The following is a 21,054-nucleotide window of genomic DNA, read 5'->3' as shown; positions in this document are numbered from 1 at the left end:
CGGCTTGTTCTAGCCCGGGCGATACGCCCCGGTGACCGGGTCACGGCGTAGCGTCGGAATCTCGCCTGTCTGGACCTCGGCGACGCGCGCCAGGCGCGCCTCTTCCAATTCCGCATTGATGCGGACAGCGGTCTTGTAGGCCCATCGGAACACGGCTAGCCCGCCCAGGGCTCCCGCGAATGCGATCAGCGGCGGCATCGGTCGATCCTTGTCGTTCACGTTCAGCCCCCAATGACGCGCATTCTCGCCCAAGCCGGGCTGCGCCGCAATTCCGCTTTTGGGACTAAATGGCGCGGCCGGCTGACCAGTTCTTGATTTGCTGTAGCGTTTTCGAGCGAAGTGGGTACCGGTTCGCATCAAGAAAACGCGTCAAACAAGGAATCTAGAGCCCGCGGGCTCTAGAACCCGAATTTGGCCCAAATCGCCCGTGTTTCCAGCGCCGAAATCAAGTCGTCCGGCAAGCCCCCGAACCCGTCGAGGGCAGCCAGCGCGCCCGCCCCCGGTGACCGGCGGCCCAGCAGCCCGGAGAGCATCCCGCTAGCGGGGGCGATGACGGGGGTCAGCACCTTCTCACCATATCGCTCGCGCAGCGTCGAGCGGATGTCACCGATCTTGTCCGCAAGGCCGAGCGACACCGACCTCTCCCCCGCCCAGTACTCGCCGGTGAACAAATCGTCTTCTTTTCCCTTGAGGCGAGCGCCGCGGCTGTTCTTGACCAGCGCGATGAAGATGGCGTGGATCTCGCGCTGAAGCGCCTTCAAACGCGCCACGTCGTCGGGATCTTCGGGCAGGAACGGATCCAGCGTCGCCTTGTGCTCGCCCGCCGTATAAAGCCGCCGCTCGACGCCGATCCGCTTGATCAGCTCGACAAAGCCGAAGCTGCCGCCAACCACGCCGATCGACCCCAGGATCGAGGACGGATCACAAAAAATTTCGTCGCCGGCGCAGGCGATCATGTAGCCGCCGGACGCCGCCACGTCCTCCACGAACACCAGCACCGGCAGTTTCTTTTCTTCAGCCAGCTGCCTGATCCGCAGATAGATCTGCCGCGATTGCACCGGCGAGCCGCCGGGCGAATTGATCACCAGTGCCACCGCCTTGGCATGCCGTGTGGCGAAGGCACGTTCGAGTGTCTTGGCGATGCCGGCCAGCGTCAGACCCGGTCGCAGCGGCGTCACCGCACCGATGACACCGGACAGCCGCACCACCGGCACGACTGCGGCGTTCCGCCGGAATTTTGCCGGAATGAGTTGCTTCATCCGGTCGAAGAGGTTCGGCAAAGCTGCTCGATCACTTAATTGTTCACTCATACCGTTACCTCGGATTAACCATTCTTTATCACGCCACTGTCATTGCAAAGGGCAGGAACGCCTTTTGCATCGCAGACGTTACGGCTGCAATGGCGCAGCGGAGACTGACATGAAAATCTATCTGCTGATAATGCTCATCGGCAGCCTTCTGGCGGCGATTCACTTCACTTCCGCGCCCAAACAACAGTCAGAGACGCTTCCGCAGTAGCGTCCCCGGCATGGACATCTTGCGACTGGAACTTGCCGCACGAGCCGTCTTTCTAGGGCTTTGCGAGCGGCAAGCTTCCGTTCCCGGCCAAAATCTCCTGCACCCTTTTATTCGGCGCACCTGACTCATCATTGAGCAGCAGGGCGGGATGGATTTGTGTCGGCGACCGCCCACCCTTGGTGGCGCGCACCAGGATACGGTTGGCGGGACGTTGCGCATCGCCGTGGACCGGCAGGATATGCAGGCTCCCGAAACCGTGATCGAGCGCGGCCAGCACCTCGGCTACGCCATCGGCGCGCCAGATCAGGGTCAGCACCCCCTTGGATCTGAGCATGCGCCGCGCCGCGCGAATCCATTTTGCCAGCGTCGTCTCGGTCGCCATGTGCGCGGTCCCGCGCGCGACGTCTGGCGAGGCGCGATGCCGCGCCGGATCGTTGAACGGCGGGTTCATCAGCACCCCATCGACGCTGTCGGGACCAAGCCCCGCCGCGGCGAAGGCTGCGGCATCCGCCTCCACATCGAGTACGATCACGTCGGCGTGAATCGCGTTCGCCCCCGCATTGGCGCGTGCGAGGTTCGCCAGTGGCGCATCGATCTCGACCAGCACCAGATCGATGGCGGCCACACGCCTCGCAACCGCCAGGCCGGCGATACCGGCGCCGGCGCCGAGATCGGCCACGCGGTCGCCCGGGCGGGCCGCGGTCGCCGCCGCCAGCAGCACCGCATCATGCCCGGCGCGATGCCCCGATTTGAATTGCCGCACGCGCAATTGCCCGCCGAGAAACGCGTCCTCGGTGAGTTCGAGGACGGGATCACTCATCGGGCCGCAATTCGTGGGCCAGCCCTGCATCGGCCAGCAACTGCCGCGCCGCGCGACTGTCGTCGTCATGAACCAGGATACGGCGCGGCAGGATGCCGAGCGACCCTTCGATGACGCTCATGTTCTGGTCGAGCACCAGGTGATGGATATTGGCGCCGTCGAGCAGCGCGCCGACCGCGGAAACCAGCACGATATCGTTGGTCCTGACCAATTCCCGCAAGTCACGCTCCTGTCCGGTTCGGGTGCGGCAACCGCACCGGGCCTGTCAACCCCGCTACCTGCCCTTGCCGCCTTAGTCTGCACTTTCTATTGTAGAACAAGGATACTGCGAATTGACCAAAATTGGAGACCCGTGTGGCGGTTATTGTACCCTTCGAAAGCCCGTCGAACGCCTCGATTGATGCGCTGGTCGGGCTCGTCGCCGCGGACATGGAGCGGGTCAACGCCACGATCCTGTCGCGGACGGGGTCGGAAGTCACCATGATCCCGGAAGTCGCCAACCACCTGATCTCGTCGGGCGGCAAGCGTCTGCGCCCGATGCTGACGCTGGCGATGGCCAACCTCACCGGCTATTCCGGCGACGGCCATATCAAGCTCGCGGCTTCCGTCGAATTCATGCATACGGCGACGCTGCTGCATGACGACGTGGTCGATGAGAGCGAACTGCGCCGCGGCAAGCTGTCGGCGCGGATGCTGTGGGGCAACGAGGCCAGCGTGCTGGTCGGCGACTTTCTGCTCGGCCAGGCGTTTCGCATGATGGTCGAGGTCGGCTCGCTGCGCGCGCTCGATATCCTCTCCTCCGCGGCCGCCACCATCGCCGAAGGCGAAGTGATGCAGCTTGCGGCGGCCAAGAACACCGCGACCACCGAGGACGAATACCTCGCCGTCATCCGCGGCAAGACCGCCGAGCTGTTCGCCGCGGCCTGCGAGGTCGGACCCGTGATCGCCAACCGGCCGAAGGCCGAGCAGACCGCGTGCCGCTCGGTCGGCATGAATCTCGGCATCGCGTTCCAGCTCGTCGACGACGTGCTGGATTATGGTGGCAAGGCCGCCAAACTCGGCAAGAACATCGGCGACGATTTCCGCGAGGGCAAGATCACGCTGCCGGTGGTGCTGGCGTTCCGCCGCGGCAATGACTCTGAGCGAAAATTCTGGGTCAAGGCGCTGGAGCGCGGCGAGATCGGCGACAGCGACCTCGATCACGCCATCGGGTTGATGACCAAGCACCGCGCGCTCGAAGACACGATCAGCCGCGCCCAGCATTACGGCGCGATGGCCGTCGACGCACTGGCGCTGTTCCCGTCTTCGCCGATGAAGACCGCGCTGGAACAGGTCGTGGCGTTCTGTCTGGCAAGGTCGCATTGAAGCGCACGGTTTGTAGGACGGGTTGAGCTCTTCCCGAAACCCATCGAATCCTTGTGCGGAGCGATGATGGGTTTCGCGAAGAGCTCAACCCATCCCACAAAAGCTTCAGCTCAAAGTCCCCGCATGGACCCACCATCGGGGGTGATCGCGCCGGAGTTTTGCCGCCGCTCGGCCCGCCTCGGCGGTGTTCTCATAGATCGCAAAACAGGTCGCGCCCGATCCGGACATCCGCGCCAGCCAGGCGCCGTTGGTGGCGTTGAGCGCGGCGATGACCTCGCCGATCACTGGCTGGACGCGCAGGGCCGGCGTTTCCAGATCGTTGGAGCTGGCGGCGAGCGCCTCCACCCAGTCCTCGAGCGATGCCTGCCCGTCGGGCCAGCGGTCCTGTAACAGCACGTCGGTGACACCGACGCGCAATTCGCCGTTACGCAGGCCCAGTGCGGCAAAGACGTCCTTGGTCGCGACGGGTACGCCCGGGTTGACCATCACGCAGGGCATTTTCGGCAAGGTGAGCGGTTGCAGCGCTTCGCCGACGCCGGTCATGACGCAGCTGTGCGAGTTGACGCACACCGGAACGTCGGCACCGGTCAGTTTCGCCACCTCGATGATGCTGACATCGTCGAGCGCCAGCCCGTTCAACTGCGCGAGCAGCCGCAACGCCGCCGCGGCGTCGGCCGAACCGCCGCCGATCCCGGCCGCGACCGGCAAGGCCTTGTCGAGCGTGAAGCTGCCGGCTTTCATGCCGGGCACGCGCTCGGCCAACAGACGCGCGGCCTTGAGCACCAGATTGTCGGACGTATCGCCGCAAGCATCAGCCAGCGGCCCCAGCATCTTCAGATCGAGATCGGAACCCGGCGTCAGCGTCAGCCGGTCGGCGCAGTCGGCGAACGCCACCACGCTTTCGAGATCATGATAGCCGTCGGTGCGCCGGCCATTGACGCGCAAGGTCAAATTGACCTTGGCGCGAGCTTCATCACTCAATACCGGCATTGCCGAACAGCCCCTGCATTCCCAGCCTCAGCCAGCCCGAACCTCAGCCACCCTTGCCGTCTTCTTTCTTCTTGTCGGCGGAAGCCGCGGAGGAGGTATCTTCTGGCAGGCCGTTGGCGATCTTGGCTTCGATCTTCGGCAATTCCTCCGGCTCGGGCTTCAGGTCACGGGCGTGAGCCCACTGGAATTTGGCTTCCAGCGTCCGCCCGACGCGCCAATAGGCGTCGCCGAGATGGTCGTTGATGGTGGGGTCTTCGGGCTTGAGATCGATCGCGCGCTCGAGATTCTTTACTGCGTCCTCGAAGTTGCCGATCCGGTAGAACGCCCAGCCCAGCGAGTCCACGATGTAGCCATCGTCGGGGCGCTGATCGACCGCGCGGCGGATCATCTTCATGCCTTCGTCGAGGTTGACGCCCTGGTCGATCCAGGAATAGCCGAGATAGTTCAGCACATGCGGCTGCTCGGGCTGCAGTTCCAGCGCCTTGCGCATGTCGACCTCGGCCTTGCTCCACTGCTTGGAACGTTCGAGGCAAATGCCGCGATAATAATAGGTGACCCAGGTGTTCTTGTCGGTGACGCCGGGATTCGCTTCGATCGCCTGCGTGTAGGTGGTAGCGCAATCGCTGAACTTCTTGCGGCCGCGCTCGATATTGCCGAGCGCCATGATCGCCTCGATATCCTTCGGCGCTTCGGCGGTGACGCCCTTCAGGATCTTGATCGCCTCGTCGCTGCGGTCGGCGGCGTCGAGATTGGTGGCAAGCTGGATCTGCGCGTTGCGCTTGAGCGGCGAACTGGCCGGCATGCGCTCATAGACCTTGATCGCCATCTGCGGCTTCTTGACCGATTCATAGAGGTCGGCGAGCGACAGCAGCGCCAGCGGATGATTGGGCTGCAGATAGAGCGCCAGTTGCAGATAGACCAGCGCCAGATCCTCGCCGCCGCGGCGGGTCAGCGTGGCGCCGATGCCGTACAGCGCCTCGGCCGCGCCAGCCTGCGCGGAATCGACCAGCGGCGGCAGTTTCTTGCCGGCCCTGGTGTCGCGCAGCCCCTCCAGCACCAACGGATGCCGCGGCAACTTCTTGTCGAACGCTTCGTAAATGCCGGTCGCCGCCGCGCCGTCCTTGTTGCGCGACAACCAGCGCGCATAGGCGTCGGAGACGCGCAGCATCGAATCGTCGAGCTTGTGGGCGCGCTCGAACCGCGTGCCGGCTTCCTTTTCCTTGCCCGACGTCTCGAGGATCATGCCGGTGTGGAGATCCTTGAAGATCGGATACCATTCAGGCCCGGTCAGCTTGTCGATGGTAGCGACAGCCGCCTTGGCGTCGCCCGCTCCGTAGCTCGCCCAGCCCGACAGCAGCGTCGCCACCAGGTCAGTGATCGGCCCGCGGATCGACTGGTTGATGTTGAGCTGCGCGGTCGGATATTTCTTCTGCTTGAGGTCGCGAACCCCCACCACCAGCCGCGCGACGCGGTTGGCTTTGTCCATGGTCAGGATGCGATCGGCGAGCTTGACCGCTTCGTCGATATCGCCATCCGCCAGCGAGGAGATGAACGCACGGTCCAGAAGTTCGTTGTTCTTCGGATCGGTGCGCAGCGCGGAGCGATAGAACGCCGCAGCCGCCGCCGCGTCGCGTTCGACGCTGGCGTGGCGTGCGGCCAGATAGCTGCCCGACGTCGTCAACGATTTCAGGTCGGCCTTACTGGGGAATTGCGCGGCATTGTCGCCGGTGTGGTCGGGGGTCTGGGCCAAAACCGCAGGGGACGCGGCCAGTGCGGTGAGGGTGATTGCGGCGAAGGCCCAACGATTCATGCGAGTGGAAAGCATCACGGTTCGCCTAGCTCCAAGATGTATAGCGGGATCGTTACGATCGGTCTCGAATGCAAACCCAAGCGGCGCATCTCGGGCAGCGACAATGCCGCTTTTGGCCCTCAACCGCAAGGATAGGGGTTGGCGAATCGATTGGCAGATTAGGGCCCTTGGGGGCTCCGATTTAGCCAGCACAACCCGGAAACGCTTTTACTATGGCCGTATCGTGGCCAGAGGAGGTATCGCCCTCCTCCACCTCACGCAATCGTGGTCAATCCGGCCGCCTCTCACATCCCCTGATAGTTGGGGCCGCCGCCGCCCTCCGGTGGAACCCAGGTGATATTGCCGTTCGGGTCCTTCACGTCGCAGGTCTTGCAGTGGACGCAGTTCTGGGCGTTGATCTGGAAGCGCGGGCCTGTGGCTTCCTCGACCCATTCATAGACGCCGGCCGGGCAATAGCGGTTGGACGGGCCGGCATAGACGTCGTGCTCGGACGTCTTCTGCAGGTTCATATCGGCGACCTTGAGATGGATCGGCTGGTCCTCCTCATGGTTGGTGTTGGAGAGGAACACCGAGGACAGCTTGTCGAAGGTCAGCTTGCCGTCCGGCTTGGGATAGGCGATCGGCGTGTGCGTCTTTGCCGCATCAAGCGTCTTGCGGTCGGGCTTGGCGTGGGACTGCGTACCGAACAGCGAGAAACCTAGCGTATTGCACCACATGTCGAAGCCGCCGAGCGCCACGCCGATGATGGTGCCGAACTTCGACCACAGCGGCTTGACGTTGCGGACCCGATGCAGGTCTTTGCCCACGGCGGAATCCCGCCAGGCGTCCTCGTATTCGCTCAGTTCGTCATTGGCGCGGCCGGCGCCGAGCGCGGTCGCGACATGTTCGGCCGCCAGCATGCCGCTGCCCATCGCGTTGTGCACGCCCTTGATGCGCGGCACGTTGACGAAACCCGCCGCGCAGCCGATCAGCGCGCCGCCCGGGAAACTCAGGCGCGGCACCGACTGATAGCCGCCCTCGGTAATCGCGCGCGCGCCATAGGAAATCCGCTTGCCGCCTTCGAACACGGTGCGAATGGACGGATGGGTCTTGAAGCGCTGGAATTCATCGAACGGCGACAGGTACGGATCGTCGTAGTTGAGATGCACGACGAAACCGACCGCTACCTTGTTGTCGTCGTAATGGTAGAGGAACGAGCCGCCGCCGGTCGAATTGTTCAGCGGCCACCCGAACGAATGCTGGATCAGGCCCTTCTGGTGCTTGGCGGGATCGATCTCCCACACTTCCTTCAGGCCGATGCCGAACTTTGATGGCTCACTCTTGGCATCGAGGGAGTATTTCGCGATCAGCTGCTTGCTCAGGCTGCCGCGCGCGCCTTCGGCGAACAGCGTGTATTTGCCGAGCAGTTCCATGCCACGGGTGAAGGAATCCTTCGGCTTGCCGTCCCTGCCGACGCCCATGTCGCCGGTCGCGATGCCGCGGACCGCACCGCTGTCGTCGTACAGCACTTCAGCGGCGGCAAAACCCGGGTAGATTTCGACGCCGAGCGCCTCTGCCTTCGGCCCCAGCCAGCGGCAGACATCGCCAAGCGAGCCGATATAGCAATGATGGTTGTCCATCAGCGGCGGCATCGCGAAGTTCGGCAGCCGGATCGCGCTGGTCGCCGTGGTCCAGTAGAAGCGGTCATCCTTGACCTGGGTCTTCAGCGGGCAATCGGCGTCGTCACGCCAATCCGGGATCAACTGGTCGAGCGAAACCGGATCGATCACCGCGCCCGAAAGAATATGCGCGCCGACCTCGGAACCCTTCTCCACCACGACGATGCTGAGATCGGCATTGAGCTGCTTCAGCCGGATCGCCGCAGCCAGGCCGGACGGCCCGGCGCCGACGATCACGACATCGAATTCCATGGATTCGCGGGGAGGAAGTTCTTCTGCACTCATGATGTGATCTCAGCCCGATTGAGAACGGCTCTAAAGGCTCGTTGTTTCCGATTTTTAGCGAGAGGACAACCATGGAAATGCGATGCGCGACCGTTTCAAGCCGGCGCGATCCATATTAGATTGGCATAATGGATTTGATCGGCGAGCCCGCACCTAATGTCAGGCAATTACTGGCTTTTTATCTGGAGGCCGGGGTCGATTGCGCATTGGCCGAAGAGCCGGCCGATCGGCTGAGCGAACCCGATGCTCCGGCAATCCCCGCTCCGGTCCGCGACACGGCGCCACCCCGCCAGCTGCGGGAAGCTCCCACCGCGGCGCCGGCAGTTCCGCGGAGCGAAATAGCGCCGCCGCCGGAAGCCGCCATCGCGATGGCGCGTGAGGCGGCGCGAACGGCGCCGACACTGGAAGAACTGCGCGCGCTGCTGGAACAATTCGATGGTTGCGCGCTGAAGAACACGGCGACGCGTCTTGTGTTTTCCGACGGCAATCCACAGGCCCGCATCATGTTCGTCGGCGAAGCGCCGGGGCGCGACGAGGACATCGAGGGGCTGCCCTTTGTCGGACGTTCCGGCAAGCTGCTCGACCGCATGATCGCCGCCATCGGCCTCGACCGCAGCAAAGCCTACATCGCCAACGTGATTCCGTGGCGGCCGCCCGGCAACCGCACGCCGACGCCGCAGGAGACGCAGATCTGCCTGCCGTTCATCCAGCGGCAGATCGAACTCGTGAATCCGGACGTGCTGGTGACGCTCGGCAATCCCTCGACCCAAACCCTGCTGTCGACCCGCGACGGCATCATGAAGACGCGCGGCAAATGGTTCGACTACGACACCGGCACCCGCACCATTCGCGCCATCGCGACGTTCCATCCGGCGTATCTGCTGCGGTCGCCATCGTACAAGCGGATGACGTGGCAGGACCTGCGCGCGATCGCGAAGGCGCTGGAGCAGACGGCTTCGTAGCAACCTCGAAATTCGGCTAAGGCGCCTTCGGCCGCACGATGGCCCAGCCGATGCGCAGCAGCGGCTGGCGGCCGTTGATCAGCCACTCGAAGGCGCGCGGCACTTCCGGCACGAGGCCCGGGAAGCGCTGCACGATTTCGGGCGGCGGCGCGCCAGATGTGTCGGAGGCGCGCCAAACCACCACGCCGCCGGTCTCGTTGAATTTCGCGACCGACAGCCACGGCGTCCGTTCCGGGGTGGCGTCGAGCAACAGATGCGGTCGCCCGCGGCTCATCGCGACGAAACTTGCCAGTTGCGGATCGCCGGCCACCGCGCGCAGCCGCTGATTGGTGCGGCGCTCGTAGCTCTCGCCGAAGAATTGCGCGATCGATTTCGCCGGCAGCGAAGTGGCCACTTCGTTCGATCCGGTCCAGGGCAGGAACACGATCGCCGCAACGGTCACCACCGCAGGCGCGACCACTGCCGCCGCCCATACCGTCCTGAGCAGGCGCTGACGCCGCAGATAGATCAGGTCGCCGGTCGCGACCACCACGGCCAGTCCCGTCATCAGCAAGGCGACGCCCGCCCCGCCCACGATGCGGTCGAAGTTGAAAATGCCCGAGATGAGACTTCCGAGTACAGCTGGAACCAGCGCGAAGAAATAGACGAAGTCGCGCGCCAGCGGATCGACCGGCGGGCGGTAGATGATCGGCGCGTCCGAAGCGCTGCGAGCGAACCAGCCGGCGTTGAGCAGCGCCAGCAGCAGGATGGCGGATGCCGCCAGCACGAGACCGCCCAGCAGCCAGCCCCATTGCGTGGCGCGCGCGCCGAGATCGGATATCGCGGGCCATGCCGGCATCGCGAACGCGTCGGCGCGGATGAGCCAGATCAGATAGGGCAGCACCAGAACGACGATCACGAGCAACGCATATAACGGATCGAGCGACGTCAGCACGCGGCGTCCGCGCTCTGTGGCGGCAGCAAATCCGGCGAGCAGCAGCAGCAACAGCGGCGCCGCCGATGTCGTCAGCAGCAACAGCCCCGCCTCGATCGACCAGGCGAACCACGCGTTGCGGCGATGCTGTCCGATCAATTGCCAGGAATGCAGCAACAGCAGCGCCCAAAGCGGGCGCGCCAGCACCAGCGGGCCGAACTCGACGCCGGGCGAACTGAACGCCACCACCGTCATCGAGAGCAGCACGGCCAGCACCGCCTGCTGCCCGCCGACGATCGCGCGCGCCAGTTGATAATAGATCCAGAAGGTGGCCACCGCGCAGACCTGCGCCAGCAGATAGACGCCGAACATGGTGTTGCCGGCGGAGCGGAAGGCGATGTCGGCAAGCCAGTACGCTAGCGGTGGACCGAACCAGGTGCCGACCTGATACTCCCGGCCGTAGGCCAGCACGGTCGCCACGTCGCCGGGCGGGCTGCGGTAGAGCAGCATCGGCAGGACCAGCCACAACGCGGCCTGGATCAGCACGACAATCCAGACCACCAACCGCGGCCGCGCGCGGATCAGTTCGACAACCAGCGAGGTGAAGCGCATGAAACGTCCGAATGCCGGGCCGAGCAGCCCTGTCCCCAACGACGTTTGATAGAGCGCACGCGCCGCCGAGGCAACCGCCTCAGATTGTGGCCGGAATGCCTGAATTGATTTCGCTATCGACGGTAAAGAGATCGGGTTCGACCGTCTCTGCCACCGTCTCGGGATAATGCTTTCGCCGCGCCGCCACGACCGGCGCGAAAAACCGGCGGTGGTACATGCTCGGACCCAGGCGGTCCAGCGCCTCGCGATGTTCCGGAACGGCGTAGCCCTTGTGGCTTTCAAAACCGTAGCCCGGGCAATCCAGCGCCAACGCGCTCATCAAGCGGTCGCGCGTCACTTTTGCGATGATCGAGGCCGCCGCAATCGACATCACGATGCCGTCGCCGCCGATCACGGCATCGCAGTCGCAGGGCGCGTCGATCTTGTCGCGGCCGTCGACGAAGACATGCTGCGGCATCTCAGGCAACGCGCGAACCGCGCGCGCCAGCGCCCACAGCGAAGCACGCAGAATATTGTCGCGATCGATCCGCGCCGGCGAGGCAAAGGCGACCGCAAAGGACGACGTCGCGCAGATCTCCTCGAACAATTCCTCGCGGCGCTCGGCCGTCAGCCGCTTGGAATCGTCGATGCCTTTCGGGATCCGTTTTGGATCGAGCACGACGGCGGCGGCCACCACCGGACCCGCCAACGGACCGCGCCCGGCCTCGTCGCAACCGGCCACCGGCCATACGCCGCGCTTGATCAGCGCCCGCTCGCGACGAAAGCTCGGCGGCGCAACCGCGATGATGCCCTTGGGCGGCCTGGCCGGCGCCTTGCCGGCTTTCTTGTTGGCGGACTTGTCCCGAATCATGGGCGGGATCGTGCGAAAGCGCGCGGCCGGGCGCAACCGGAAACCTGTCGCAATTCCCGCTATTCAATCCGGCGGCGCTCGGCCCTAAAACAAACTCAGTTGCTGTCCGCTGCGCTTCGGCTTGACGAAATGATCGGTCGTCAGCTTCAGGCGGCGCTTATTGAGACCGAGCCTTTCGCAGGCGATCTCGAATCGGCGGCCGATCATCCAGGCCATCGGGCCGGTGCCCTTCATGCGCGTGCCCCATTGCGAATCGTAGTCGCGACCACCGCGCATGTCGCGGATCAGGGTGAAGACGTGGCGGTAGCGGTCGGGATAGTTCGCCATCAGCCACTCGCGAAACAGGTCGCGCACTTCCAGCGGCAGCCGCAGCAGCACATAGCTGGCCTCCTTGACGCCAGCATGGGCGGCGGCATCGAGGATGCGCTCGATCTCGGAATCGTTCAGCGCGGGAATCACCGGCGCGACCATGACCGTCGCGGGAATTCCGGCTTCCGACAACTGCTTCAACGCCTCCAGCCGCTTGGACGGCGTCGAGGCGCGCGGCTCCATGGTGCGTGCGAGCTTGGGATCGAGCGTCGTCACTGAGATGGCGACCTTGGCCAGATTCCGCTTTGCCATCCGCGCCAGGATATCGATGTCGCGGGTCACCAGCGCCGATTTGGTGACAATGCCGACCGGATGGCCGGCCCGCTCCAGCACCTCGAGAATCCCCCGCATGATTTTGTGCTCGCGCTCGATCGGCTGGTAGGGATCGGTGTTGGTGCCGATCGCGATCATCCGCGGCTCGTAGCCGGAGGCGGCCAGTTCCTTCTCCAGCAGTTCCGGCGCGTCCGGCTTGATCTGCAGCTTGGTTTCAAAATCGAGCCCGGGCGACAATCCGAGAAACGCGTGCGTCGGCCGCGCGAAACAGTAGACGCAACCGTGCTCACAGCCGCGATAGGGATTGATCGAACGATCGAAGCCGATGTCGGGCGAGTCGTTGCGGGTGATGACCTTGCGCGAGGTGTCGAGCGACACGGTGGTTTTGAACGGCGGCAGGTCGTCCAGGCTCTGCCAGCCGTCGTCGAAGGCGACCCGCGCCTCGGCCTCGAACCGGCCGCTGGCGTTGGATTGCGCGCCGCGGCCGCGCTTTCGTTTGCCTTCAATGGCGACGGCAAGTTCGGGAAAAGGTGTCGCCCCCGCCGGTTCGGAGGGCGCCGTGACCGGCGGGGGCTTGAGGGCATGGGAGGATGCTCGGCTCATGAAGCCAACATAGCACGCCAAAGGAACAAATCAAGAACATCTTCGGCAACTGGCGCACGGCGCGCAATGGTCAGAACGGTGCTTTCATCATGTGCCGCAAAAAACCGCAGGCGCGACCGCTGCTTTAAATGTGACAAGGTGATAACGGTGCAGCGTTTTACATCCTTTGAGCCACCGAAGCCTTATTCATGTTGAGCGTGATCATTCCAACCGAAGGTGTCGAGCAGCCCGCGGTCGCGACGCTGGCGGCGCTGGTGCCGGGAGCGGCAGCCGGGATCATCCGCGAGGTGCTGTTGGTGGACCGGGCCGGCAATGGCGTGATCGAACGCGTGGCCGACGTCGCCGGCTGCCGCTTCCTGGCCTTCGACGGCACACGCGCCGCGGCGCTGGCCACCGGCGCGCGGGCGGCGCGCTCGCCCTGGCTGATGTTCCTGCACGCCGGCGCGGTGCTCGACCATGGCTGGATCGAGGAGACCACGCAGTTTATCCAGAATGTATCGAACAGCGGCCGGCCGCGCGCCGGCGTCTTCCGCTACGCCCGCTCACCCTATTCCGACACGCGGCTGCGCGACGGCATCAAGTTCGTGGCCCGCATGATTGCCGGACCGTCGGCGGAACAGGGGCTGCTGATCGCCCGCGATCATTATGAACGGCTCGGCGGCTACCGGCCGGATTCGCGACGCTCCGAGACGCGGCTGCTGCGCCAGCTCGGCCGTTCGGCGCGCACGCAGTTGCGCAGCCGGATCATGGTCGTCGCCTAAGGGCGCCGCAGGCCCCAACCAAAACATCGAAAACAACCCCATGCACAGTAGCGAAGGCCTTGGCGCGCTTCGCAAATTGCCTTCCATGAGATAATACTTGCCAAAAGCAACTATATCTTTGAGAATGGCAAATATAAATATTGAGGAAGCGCCATGTCCGATTCAGATCCCAAACCTGATATCGCGGCCGTCCGCGCCTTCAACCGTTTCTACACCCGCAGGCTCGGCGTGCTCGATCAGCAGCTTCTGGAAGGCCCGTTCTCGCTGAGCGAAGCGCGGGTCCTCTACGAACTCGCCCATCGCGAAAACCTCTCGGCCAAGGAAATCGGTGCCGAACTGGGGCTCGATGCCGGCTATCTCAGCCGCATCGTGCAGGGTTTTGATGAAGCCGGCTTCATCAGCCGCGAACCGCTGCCGACCGACCGCCGGCAGTACCGCCTCGCTTTGACCGCCAAGGGACGGCAAGCCTTCGCAAAACTCGACCGCAGCACGAATGATCATATCGCGGCGATGCTGGAAGGGCTGCCGCCCGGCGGCAAGGCGCGGCTGATCGATTCCATGGCCGACATCCGGCGGCTGCTCGATGGCGGTGCCGTGGCACGGACTGCTGTGCTGCGCGAGCCGCGCCCCGGCGACATGGGATGGGTGGTGCAGAGCCACGGCGCGCTTTACGCCCGAGAATACGGTTTCGATTCCTCGTTCGAGGGGCTGGTTGCCGAGATCACGGCAAAATTCCTCGCCTCGTTCGACGCGTCGCGCGAGCGCTGCTGGATCGCCGAGATCGACGGGACGCAGGTCGGCTCGATCTTTCTGGTGCGGCACAGCGACGACGTCGCAAAACTGCGGTTGCTGCTGATCGACCCGGCCGGACGCGGCCAGCGGCTCGGCCACCGGCTGGTCGGAGAATGCATCGCGTTCGCAAGAGCCTGCGGCTATCGCAAGATCACGCTGTGGACCCAGAGCATCCTGCTCGCCGCGCGCAGCATCTATCAGAAAGCGGGCTTCCGGCAGGTCGCCACCGAGCCGCACCGCAGTTTTGGCCAGGACCTGATCGGCGAAACCTGGGAACTCGAGTTGTGAAGCCGGCGCGGCACGATCGCCGCGCGGCTGGTCAGGCTGAGGCGCCTTGGGCTTTAGGCCGCCGCAGATGCTCATCGAGCCGCGGCATGATCTCGACGAAATTGCAGGGCCGCGTGCGGTAGTCGAGCTGGGCGTTGAGGATACCATCCCAAGCATCCTTGCAGGCGCCCGGGGATCCCGGCAGGCAGAAGATGAAGGTCGCGCCCGCGACACCTGCGGTAGCGCGGCTCTGCACCGTCGAGGTGCCGATCTTGGCATGGCTCAGCATGTGGAAGGCGATCGAAAATCCGTCCATCCGCTTTTCGAACAGGGGCTCGATCGCCTCCGGCGTCACGTCGCGTCCGGTGAAGCCGGTGCCGCCGGTGGTGATGATGGCATCAACCCCCTCATCCGCGATCCAGCGCCTGACGACGGCGCGGATGGCCTCGACGTCGTCGGTGACGATTTCGCGCGCGGCCAGGTGGTGACCGGCCGCACTCAGTCGGTCCGCCAGCGTGGTGCCGGACTTGTCATCGGCCAGCGAGCGGGTGTCGGAGACGGTGAGCACCGCGATGTTCAGCGGCACGAATTGTTTGGATTCATCGATGGACGACATGACTTTCTTCTTCTCGTCATGCCCGGGCCTGTCCCGGGCATCCACGTCTTCAATCTCTCATTCAAGTAAAGACGTGGATAGCCGGAATGTCTGGCGAAAAGACGCGCTTCGCGCTTTTGCCCGGCCATGACGATCATTACTTCTCCACCCAGCTATAGCGCGCCTTGCGCAAACGTGTTGCAGGCCTGCACCGTACCCTGCTTGTAGCCGGTCATGAACCACTGCTTGCGCTGTGCCGCAGAGCCGTGCGTAAAACTGTCCGGCACCACCCTGCCCGTCGACTGACGCTGCAACGTATCGTCACCGATCGCGGTCGCCGTCCGCAACGCCGCATCGATGTCTCCCTCTTCGACGAAGCCCGGACGCTTCTTCTCTTCGCGGTTGACCCAGACGCCGGAAAGACAATCAGCCTGCAACTCGACCTTGACCTGCAGCGCATTGGCTTCCGCCTTGCTGCCCGCCTGCTGCTGCAGCCGCTGCACGCGGGGCAGGATGCCGAGCAAGTTCTGGATGTGGTGCCCCGCCTCATGCGCGATGATGTAGGCCGTCGTGAACTTGCAGGAACTGCCCGAACACCCCTTGAAGCGCGTTTCGACTTCACGGAAGAAAGCGGTGTCGAGAAAGATCTGCTTGTCCGGCGGGCAATAGAACGGCCCCATCGCCGACTGCGCCATGCCGCAACGGCCGCCATTGGTGGCGTTGCGAAACAGCACGATGCGCGGCCCGGTGTAATTCTGGCCGCTTGCCTGAAAGATCTCGCTCCAGCGATCGTCGATCTCGCCGAGGATACCCGCAATCATGCTGCCGACTTCATCTTTCGGCGCGCCGGTCTTGGCCGGCCCCGAGCGGCGATCGGTCTGGTAGCTCGGCGCCTGGTTGCCGCCGGTGAGAATTTCGGCGCCGCCGATCAAGATGCGCGGATCGATGCCGAAGGCATAGCCGACGAGGCCAAGCACGATGATGGTGCCGATGCCGAGCCCGCCGCCACCCATCGGCAGGCCAAATCCGCCGCCTCCGCCACCACCGCTATCGTCGCGACGGTCATCGATACTGTCGCTGCGGCGGAAATCATCGTAGCGCATGGCGGTGTGTCCTCGTCCCCGGGCTGTTGGCTCAAATACCCAACGCAGCAATCACGTAAAATTTCCATTCCATTAATCAATATCCTGCCCGGCAATATTTGCCTAGAGCGGACACCTTTCGACGTTTCCTCGGCAATCTCTTCTCAGCAACTCTACCGATTAAGTCGATTTTTACTTTGCCCATTCACTGTACGGGCAGTCGGTTGTTTTAGTCCCGCGTCGCCGACAGCGTCGCCTGAGTCAGAGTAATTGAGTCATGGTAGTGTCGCGTCGCGGGGCGTCCGTAAGGGCGCCCCGCACTAAATTTGAATCCGAGTCGAACGCTCGCATCGTCATTGGCGATTGCGTCGCCGAGATGTCGAAGCTTCCGGCCGGTTCGGTCGATCTGGTGTTTGCAGATCCGCCGTATAACCTGCAGCTGAAGGGCGAACTGAAACGCCCCGACGAATCCCATGTCGATGCCGTCAATAACGACTGGGACAAGTTCTCATCCTTCGCCGCCTATGACGATTTCACCCGCGCCTGGCTGCTCGCCTGCCGCCGCATCATGAAACCGTCGGCGACGTTGTGGGTGATCGGCTCCTACCACAATATTTTCCGCGTCGGTTCGATCATGCAGGACCTCGGCTTCTGGGTCCTCAACGACATCGTCTGGCGCAAGACCAATCCGATGCCGAATTTCCGCGGCCGCCGCTTCACCAATGCCCATGAAACCATGATCTGGGCGGCGCGCGACGAGAAGGCCAAGGGATACACGTTCAATTACGAAGCCCTGAAGGCCGCCAACGAGGACGTGCAGGCGCGTTCCGACTGGCTGATCCCGCTTTGCACCGGCGAAGAGCGCCTCAAGGGCGAGGACGGCAAGAAAGTGCACCCGACCCAGAAGCCCGAAGGCCTTTTGGCGCGCGTGCTGCTGTCGTCGTCGAAACCCGGCGATCTCGTGATCGATCCCTTCAACGGCACCGGCACCACCGGGGCCGTGGCAAAACGTCTCGGCCGCCGCTACATCGGCTTCGAGCGCGACAGGACCTATGCGGCTGCGGCGGAAGCGCGCATCGCCGCGGTGGAACCGCTGCCCGAGGCGACGCTGGCGCCGTTCATGACCGCGCGCGAAGCGCCCCGCGTGGCGTTCTCCGAACTGATCGAGCGCGGCATGATCCCGCCCGGCACCAAACTGGTCGATTCCAAGAAGCGCCACGGCGCGCTGGTTCGCGCCGACGGCGCCATCATGCTCGGCGACAAGGTCGGCTCGATCCACCGCATCGGCGCGGTGGCCCAGGGCGCGCCCGCCTGCAACGGCTGGACGTTCTGGCATGTCGAGACCAAGAACGGCCTCAAGCTGATCGACGAATTGCGGGCGGAAATCCGTTCGGAGATGGCGGCGGGCTGAAGGCCGCGGCTTGCAACTTTATTTACCCTAAGTTGCGTCATTGCCTGGACACGCCGTGAAACTTCAACGGCGTTTGTTAGGCTAGCTCCGCCATGCCCATTACCTTTGAAATGATCTTGTTTGTCTTGGTGCGCTGGCTGCTCCTCTGCGCGCTAAGCCTAGTCGCCTTCATTTTCGGATGTCGGAAGCTCGTCCGTAACGAACCGTCCGGATGGTTGCTGCTGGCGGGTGGGCTATTGATGCCGGGCTATTATGGCGCCCAATGGCTGCAAACCAAACAGACCGTGGCAAACCGAACGACGGAAATTGCATCATGGCCGCGCGTGAAAGTCACTGCGGCTGACCGCCCTCGCGTTCTGATCGTCCGCAGCCCGGGCAACCGGCTGGAACCGTTCGTGTATTTCCTCGCCGAGACCGGGCTGTTCGACGTCTACGCCGTCAAGGGTTCGAATTCCCGGCCTCAGAAAATCTGGCGGATGGAAGTTGGCCCTCGTGACACTTGTGCGAAAGACCGTAGCGAGCGCGACGAAATGATCGTGCCGACGGGATGGCGAAGTTGCGCGACCGCCGTTCCCGTCGAAAGCGCACCCAGCGACGGCTTGATCCTGTACACGCAGGCCGGAGTCGCGCCGCATTCGTGGACGACAAATCGGAAGGATTATAAAACCGAGGCAGTCTGGACGTATGAGCTGGCACTGCGCGCCGGCGATACTGAACAGCTTGTCGCCTACGATGAATTCGTCGCCTTTCCTGAAATGCGTTTCCACTGGCTGGTCGGTCCGTCCCTGGTTCCGCGGCCAACCCCGCGGCGTGCCGTTGTGAGCGGCCCGGACGTTGCCGCCCCCGAACCGGGCGCGTTTGTCCTCTCTGCCCTTGGCATCGACGAACTCGCCATCATACCGCCATTCGCCCTGAACATCGAAGCCCTGCGCGAGATGGTCGAGGGCCTCAGCACGACGGGCCGGCCCGAGGATACAAGGCGCGCGCTCGACCTGATCGCAGCCGCCCCGCCCGATCCGGCATTTCGCACCACCATGAAACGCCTGGCGTCCACGCCCGCGACATCGACCAACATGACTGTCAGGAAGGGGACGCACTGGTGTGAAAAGGTGACGCGGTTGCTGCGGTACCGCGAGGCGCTGATGGAGGGCTGTGCCAACAGCACCATCCCGGCGGACAAATGCGCGAATCTCGGCTTTGCCGGCCAATGGCTTCAAGTCTGTGCCGACAATGTCAAGCCGATCTGGCGCAGCACCGACAATCCGGCGCGACGGGTGTTCATTGTCGACTTCAACGGCGGCCGGGAGACAAAGGTGCTGTTGCCCCGGCCGGCGCGGGCGGTCGAAATCCGAGTCCCCGAAGATTTCGGCGCGCTCGATATCGTGCTGCGCAATCAGGATCCGCGCGTGTTCGTCTTCACCGGCGCGGCATCCTGCATCGAGCGGTTGACCGTGCTGGAAGACAGCCAGACCGGAATTGCCGGCGTCGAAGCCAGCCGCGTCCAATTCGCGGGGACCGGAGGCGGGATCTATCACCGCGCGCACTCCGACGCCTTCGCGGACATTCTCGGCATAAAGCCGGACGACGCCATCTACGATTCTGAAGGCGACATCGACCTAGCCGACAAATTGGCAAGGCGCAGATCGGTGCCACCATGTAAGGGATCGTCCGGCGCAGGCTTCAAGAGCGGCGGCACAATGCGGCTCGACACCAGCGCCATTCTAACGGCGCCTCCACTGCTGCCATTCGTCCGGAACGAGAGCGCCACGCCCTGACCGGCGACTGCGGCGGAAATCCGTTCCGAGATGGCGGCGGGCTAAGGCCCACCGCGACAATCGTCGAGTTCCCTCCGCGAGATCTTGCCGTCCTTGTCGGTGTCGATCCTGCGGAAAAGTTTTTCGCCCGCGGCCTCGTAATCGCTCCATGCGATTTCTCCCTTCGTGCGGGATTCCAGCATTAATATTCGGCGCGCACACGCTGGCAGTTCGGGAAACCCCAAATCTCTCTTCATATCAGGGTATGTGAACTTACCCGCTTCGGAGGCGCTGACCTTGCCGTCGCCGTCGGTATCCAGCGCCATCGTCGATCGAACGGTATCGCTGATCTTTGCTTCCGGATCGTTCGGCGCCGATCTCAGCCGGTATTTCATGGCCCGACGGATTTCGTCTTCCGTCACCGCGCCATCTCCATCGAGATCGTAGCCCATAACAAACTGCAGAGCGAAAGTGCGCGAAACGACGGTCTCCATCAGGACGTGAAGATCGACATCGCGCTGCGTGATCATTCCGTCGAGATCGGCGTCGAGCTGGACGAAATCCTGGTGCAGACTCGCGAAATAGCGCTCCAGCGTCGAACTTGCGCGTGGCGGCGAATCCGGCGCCAAGGCACCAGGCACCGCCAAGGGCGGCCGGGCTGCCGCCTGCTGACCGGGGGCGGACACCGGCACATTCAATGCCGCCATCAATATTCCTGCGACGACCCACCCAGGGACGCCCGAGACTCGCTGCATGGCTCCTCCGAGTTGCGGCAATCGCAACTTGACTTCCCTTGCGGGCGCCGCCTGTCGTACATCCGCGCCGGTCAGCGAGCGCACCTGAGCACTGCACCTGCCTATTAGGGGCAGGTCAACTGACGCAAAATGTGGCGGTGCCTATTGTCTCTGCAACCTCGGCGGGCAACCAGCATGGGAGCCCTGCGAGTTGCACGGTTGGCTTTTCCGCCTTGTCGCCCCGATTTTCAGGCATACTTCTACTCCGCGTTCCCCTGAGGTCACCGCCATGCGCACGCGAAGCTCCGAGTCGTTCATTGTGCTGCCGCTGCTCCCGATCTTCCTGATCGGCCTGTTTCCCATGCTGCTGTTGAGCCTGCTCGGTCCGGCCGGACTGATCATCCTCGGCATTCTGGTGGCCAGCGCCGGCCTCACCGATATTCTCGACGCCAACGGCACCTTCAGCGAGCAGATCATCGTCCATGGTTATGCCCGGGGAACAGAACGCAATGGGCAGCGGACGGCACTGCGTTCGGAAAGGCGTTTTGCGGCTATCATGATCGCCGCTGGAATCGGCCTTGCGGTCACCGGCATCGGCGGGCTGGCGCTGTCGTAACAGCCGGCGTCGCT

At 63.9% G+C, this 21,054-nt stretch carries 20 protein-coding genes; 7 read left to right on the top strand and 13 right to left on the bottom strand.

Going from position 1 to position 21,054, the window contains the following annotated elements; all coding sequences use genetic code 11:
• Positions 1-9: 9 nt before the first annotated feature.
• From QUH67_RS08895 to QUH67_RS08880, 4 genes are all read right to left on the bottom strand, one after another.
• Complete coding sequence (locus QUH67_RS08895; RefSeq protein WP_300947979.1) at positions 10-198, bottom strand: hypothetical protein; 189 nt, start codon at positions 196-198, stop codon at positions 10-12.
• Between the two features lie 200 nt (positions 199-398).
• Positions 399-1,310 (bottom strand): S49 family peptidase, encoded by a 912-nt coding sequence (locus QUH67_RS08890; protein WP_300946304.1) that lies wholly within the window; start codon positions 1,308-1,310, stop codon positions 399-401.
• 260 nt (positions 1,311-1,570) lie between these two features.
• Positions 1,571-2,338: a tRNA1(Val) (adenine(37)-N6)-methyltransferase gene (locus tag QUH67_RS08885; protein WP_300946303.1), complete on the bottom strand. Its 768-nt coding sequence runs from the start codon at positions 2,336-2,338 to the stop codon at positions 1,571-1,573.
• Entirely contained in the window at positions 2,331-2,558 is a 228-nt protein-coding gene (locus QUH67_RS08880) for a putative signal transducing protein (protein ID WP_300946302.1), read from the bottom strand. Before QUH67_RS08880 ends, QUH67_RS08885 begins: the two co-directional genes overlap by 8 nt.
• A 134-nt stretch (positions 2,559-2,692) precedes the next feature.
• Here QUH67_RS08880 and QUH67_RS08875 point away from each other — a divergent pair, with 134 nt between their 5' ends.
• On the top strand, positions 2,693-3,703 hold the full coding sequence (locus tag QUH67_RS08875; protein ID WP_300946301.1) for a polyprenyl synthetase family protein: 1,011 nt from the start codon (positions 2,693-2,695) through the stop codon (positions 3,701-3,703).
• A 105-nt stretch (positions 3,704-3,808) separates the two neighbouring features.
• Here QUH67_RS08875 and QUH67_RS08870 read toward each other — a convergent pair whose 3' ends face one another.
• From QUH67_RS08870 to QUH67_RS08860, 3 genes are all read right to left on the bottom strand, one after another.
• A complete protein-coding gene (locus QUH67_RS08870) occupies positions 3,809-4,693 on the bottom strand; it encodes a 4-(cytidine 5'-diphospho)-2-C-methyl-D-erythritol kinase (protein WP_300946300.1) in 885 nt (294 codons plus the stop codon).
• A 43-nt stretch (positions 4,694-4,736) separates the two neighbouring features.
• Positions 4,737-6,518, bottom strand: coding sequence for a tetratricopeptide repeat protein (locus QUH67_RS08865; protein ID WP_300947978.1), 1,782 nt, complete (start codon positions 6,516-6,518; stop codon positions 4,737-4,739).
• Between the two features lie 269 nt (positions 6,519-6,787).
• Positions 6,788-8,446 carry an electron transfer flavoprotein-ubiquinone oxidoreductase gene (locus QUH67_RS08860; protein WP_300946299.1) on the bottom strand — a complete coding sequence of 553 codons (1,659 nt, stop codon included), beginning with the start codon at positions 8,444-8,446 and terminating at the stop codon, positions 6,788-6,790.
• 134 nt (positions 8,447-8,580) lie between these two features.
• Between QUH67_RS08860 and QUH67_RS08855 the strand changes: the two genes are divergently transcribed.
• A complete protein-coding gene (locus tag QUH67_RS08855; protein ID WP_300947977.1) occupies positions 8,581-9,408 on the top strand; it encodes a uracil-DNA glycosylase in 828 nt (275 codons plus the stop codon).
• Positions 9,409-9,424: 16 nt separating this feature from the next.
• Here the strand turns inward: QUH67_RS08855 and QUH67_RS08850 are convergent, their stop codons facing one another.
• From QUH67_RS08850 to QUH67_RS08840, 3 genes are all read right to left on the bottom strand, one after another.
• Positions 9,425-10,933 (bottom strand): glycosyltransferase family 39 protein, encoded by a 1,509-nt coding sequence (locus QUH67_RS08850; RefSeq protein ID WP_300946298.1) that lies wholly within the window; start codon positions 10,931-10,933, stop codon positions 9,425-9,427.
• Between the two features lie 79 nt (positions 10,934-11,012).
• Positions 11,013-11,783, bottom strand: coding sequence for a ribonuclease HII (locus tag QUH67_RS08845; protein ID WP_300946297.1), 771 nt, complete (start codon positions 11,781-11,783; stop codon positions 11,013-11,015).
• Positions 11,784-11,867: 84 nt separating this feature from the next.
• Complete coding sequence (locus QUH67_RS08840) at positions 11,868-13,028, bottom strand: PA0069 family radical SAM protein (RefSeq protein ID WP_300946296.1); 1,161 nt, start codon at positions 13,026-13,028, stop codon at positions 11,868-11,870.
• A 188-nt stretch (positions 13,029-13,216) separates the two neighbouring features.
• On the opposite strand from QUH67_RS08840, the gene QUH67_RS08835 reads away from it, so the two are divergent.
• Both QUH67_RS08835 and QUH67_RS08830 read left to right on the top strand, forming a co-directional pair.
• Complete coding sequence (locus QUH67_RS08835; RefSeq protein ID WP_300946295.1) at positions 13,217-13,789, top strand: glycosyltransferase family protein; 573 nt, start codon at positions 13,217-13,219, stop codon at positions 13,787-13,789.
• A gap of 153 nt (positions 13,790-13,942) precedes the next feature.
• Positions 13,943-14,869 carry a bifunctional helix-turn-helix transcriptional regulator/GNAT family N-acetyltransferase gene (locus tag QUH67_RS08830; protein WP_300946294.1) on the top strand — a complete coding sequence of 309 codons (927 nt, stop codon included), beginning with the start codon at positions 13,943-13,945 and terminating at the stop codon, positions 14,867-14,869.
• A 31-nt stretch (positions 14,870-14,900) separates the two neighbouring features.
• Here QUH67_RS08830 and moaB read toward each other — a convergent pair whose 3' ends face one another.
• The gene (gene moaB, locus QUH67_RS08825; protein ID WP_300946293.1) at positions 14,901-15,464 is read right to left on the bottom strand and encodes a molybdenum cofactor biosynthesis protein B; all 564 of its coding nucleotides are present in this window, start codon (positions 15,462-15,464) and stop codon (positions 14,901-14,903) included.
• 152 nt (positions 15,465-15,616) lie between these two features.
• A complete protein-coding gene (gene ypfJ / locus QUH67_RS08820; RefSeq protein ID WP_300946292.1) occupies positions 15,617-16,546 on the bottom strand; it encodes a KPN_02809 family neutral zinc metallopeptidase in 930 nt (309 codons plus the stop codon).
• Between the two features lie 256 nt (positions 16,547-16,802).
• On the opposite strand from ypfJ, the gene QUH67_RS08815 reads away from it, so the two are divergent.
• Both QUH67_RS08815 and QUH67_RS08810 read left to right on the top strand, forming a co-directional pair.
• Positions 16,803-17,936: a site-specific DNA-methyltransferase gene (locus tag QUH67_RS08815; RefSeq protein WP_300946291.1), complete on the top strand. Its 1,134-nt coding sequence runs from the start codon at positions 16,803-16,805 to the stop codon at positions 17,934-17,936.
• Between the two features lie 395 nt (positions 17,937-18,331).
• Entirely contained in the window at positions 18,332-19,711 is a 1,380-nt protein-coding gene (locus QUH67_RS08810; RefSeq protein ID WP_300946290.1) for a hypothetical protein, read from the top strand.
• A gap of 41 nt (positions 19,712-19,752) precedes the next feature.
• On the opposite strand, the gene QUH67_RS08805 is transcribed toward QUH67_RS08810, so the two are convergent.
• Complete coding sequence (locus QUH67_RS08805; RefSeq protein ID WP_300946289.1) at positions 19,753-20,529, bottom strand: EF-hand domain-containing protein; 777 nt, start codon at positions 20,527-20,529, stop codon at positions 19,753-19,755.
• Positions 20,530-20,713: 184 nt separating this feature from the next.
• Between QUH67_RS08805 and QUH67_RS08800 the strand changes: the two genes are divergently transcribed.
• Positions 20,714-21,040, top strand: coding sequence for a hypothetical protein (locus QUH67_RS08800; protein WP_300946288.1), 327 nt, complete (start codon positions 20,714-20,716; stop codon positions 21,038-21,040).
• Positions 21,041-21,054: the final 14 nt, after the last annotated feature.

This window comes from Bradyrhizobium roseum, from assembly GCF_030413175.1.
GTDB classification, from domain to species: domain Bacteria; phylum Pseudomonadota; class Alphaproteobacteria; order Rhizobiales; family Xanthobacteraceae; genus Bradyrhizobium; species Bradyrhizobium roseum.
Note: the sequence above shows the minus strand (reverse complement) of the source record. Positions and strands in the feature narration are given on the sequence as shown.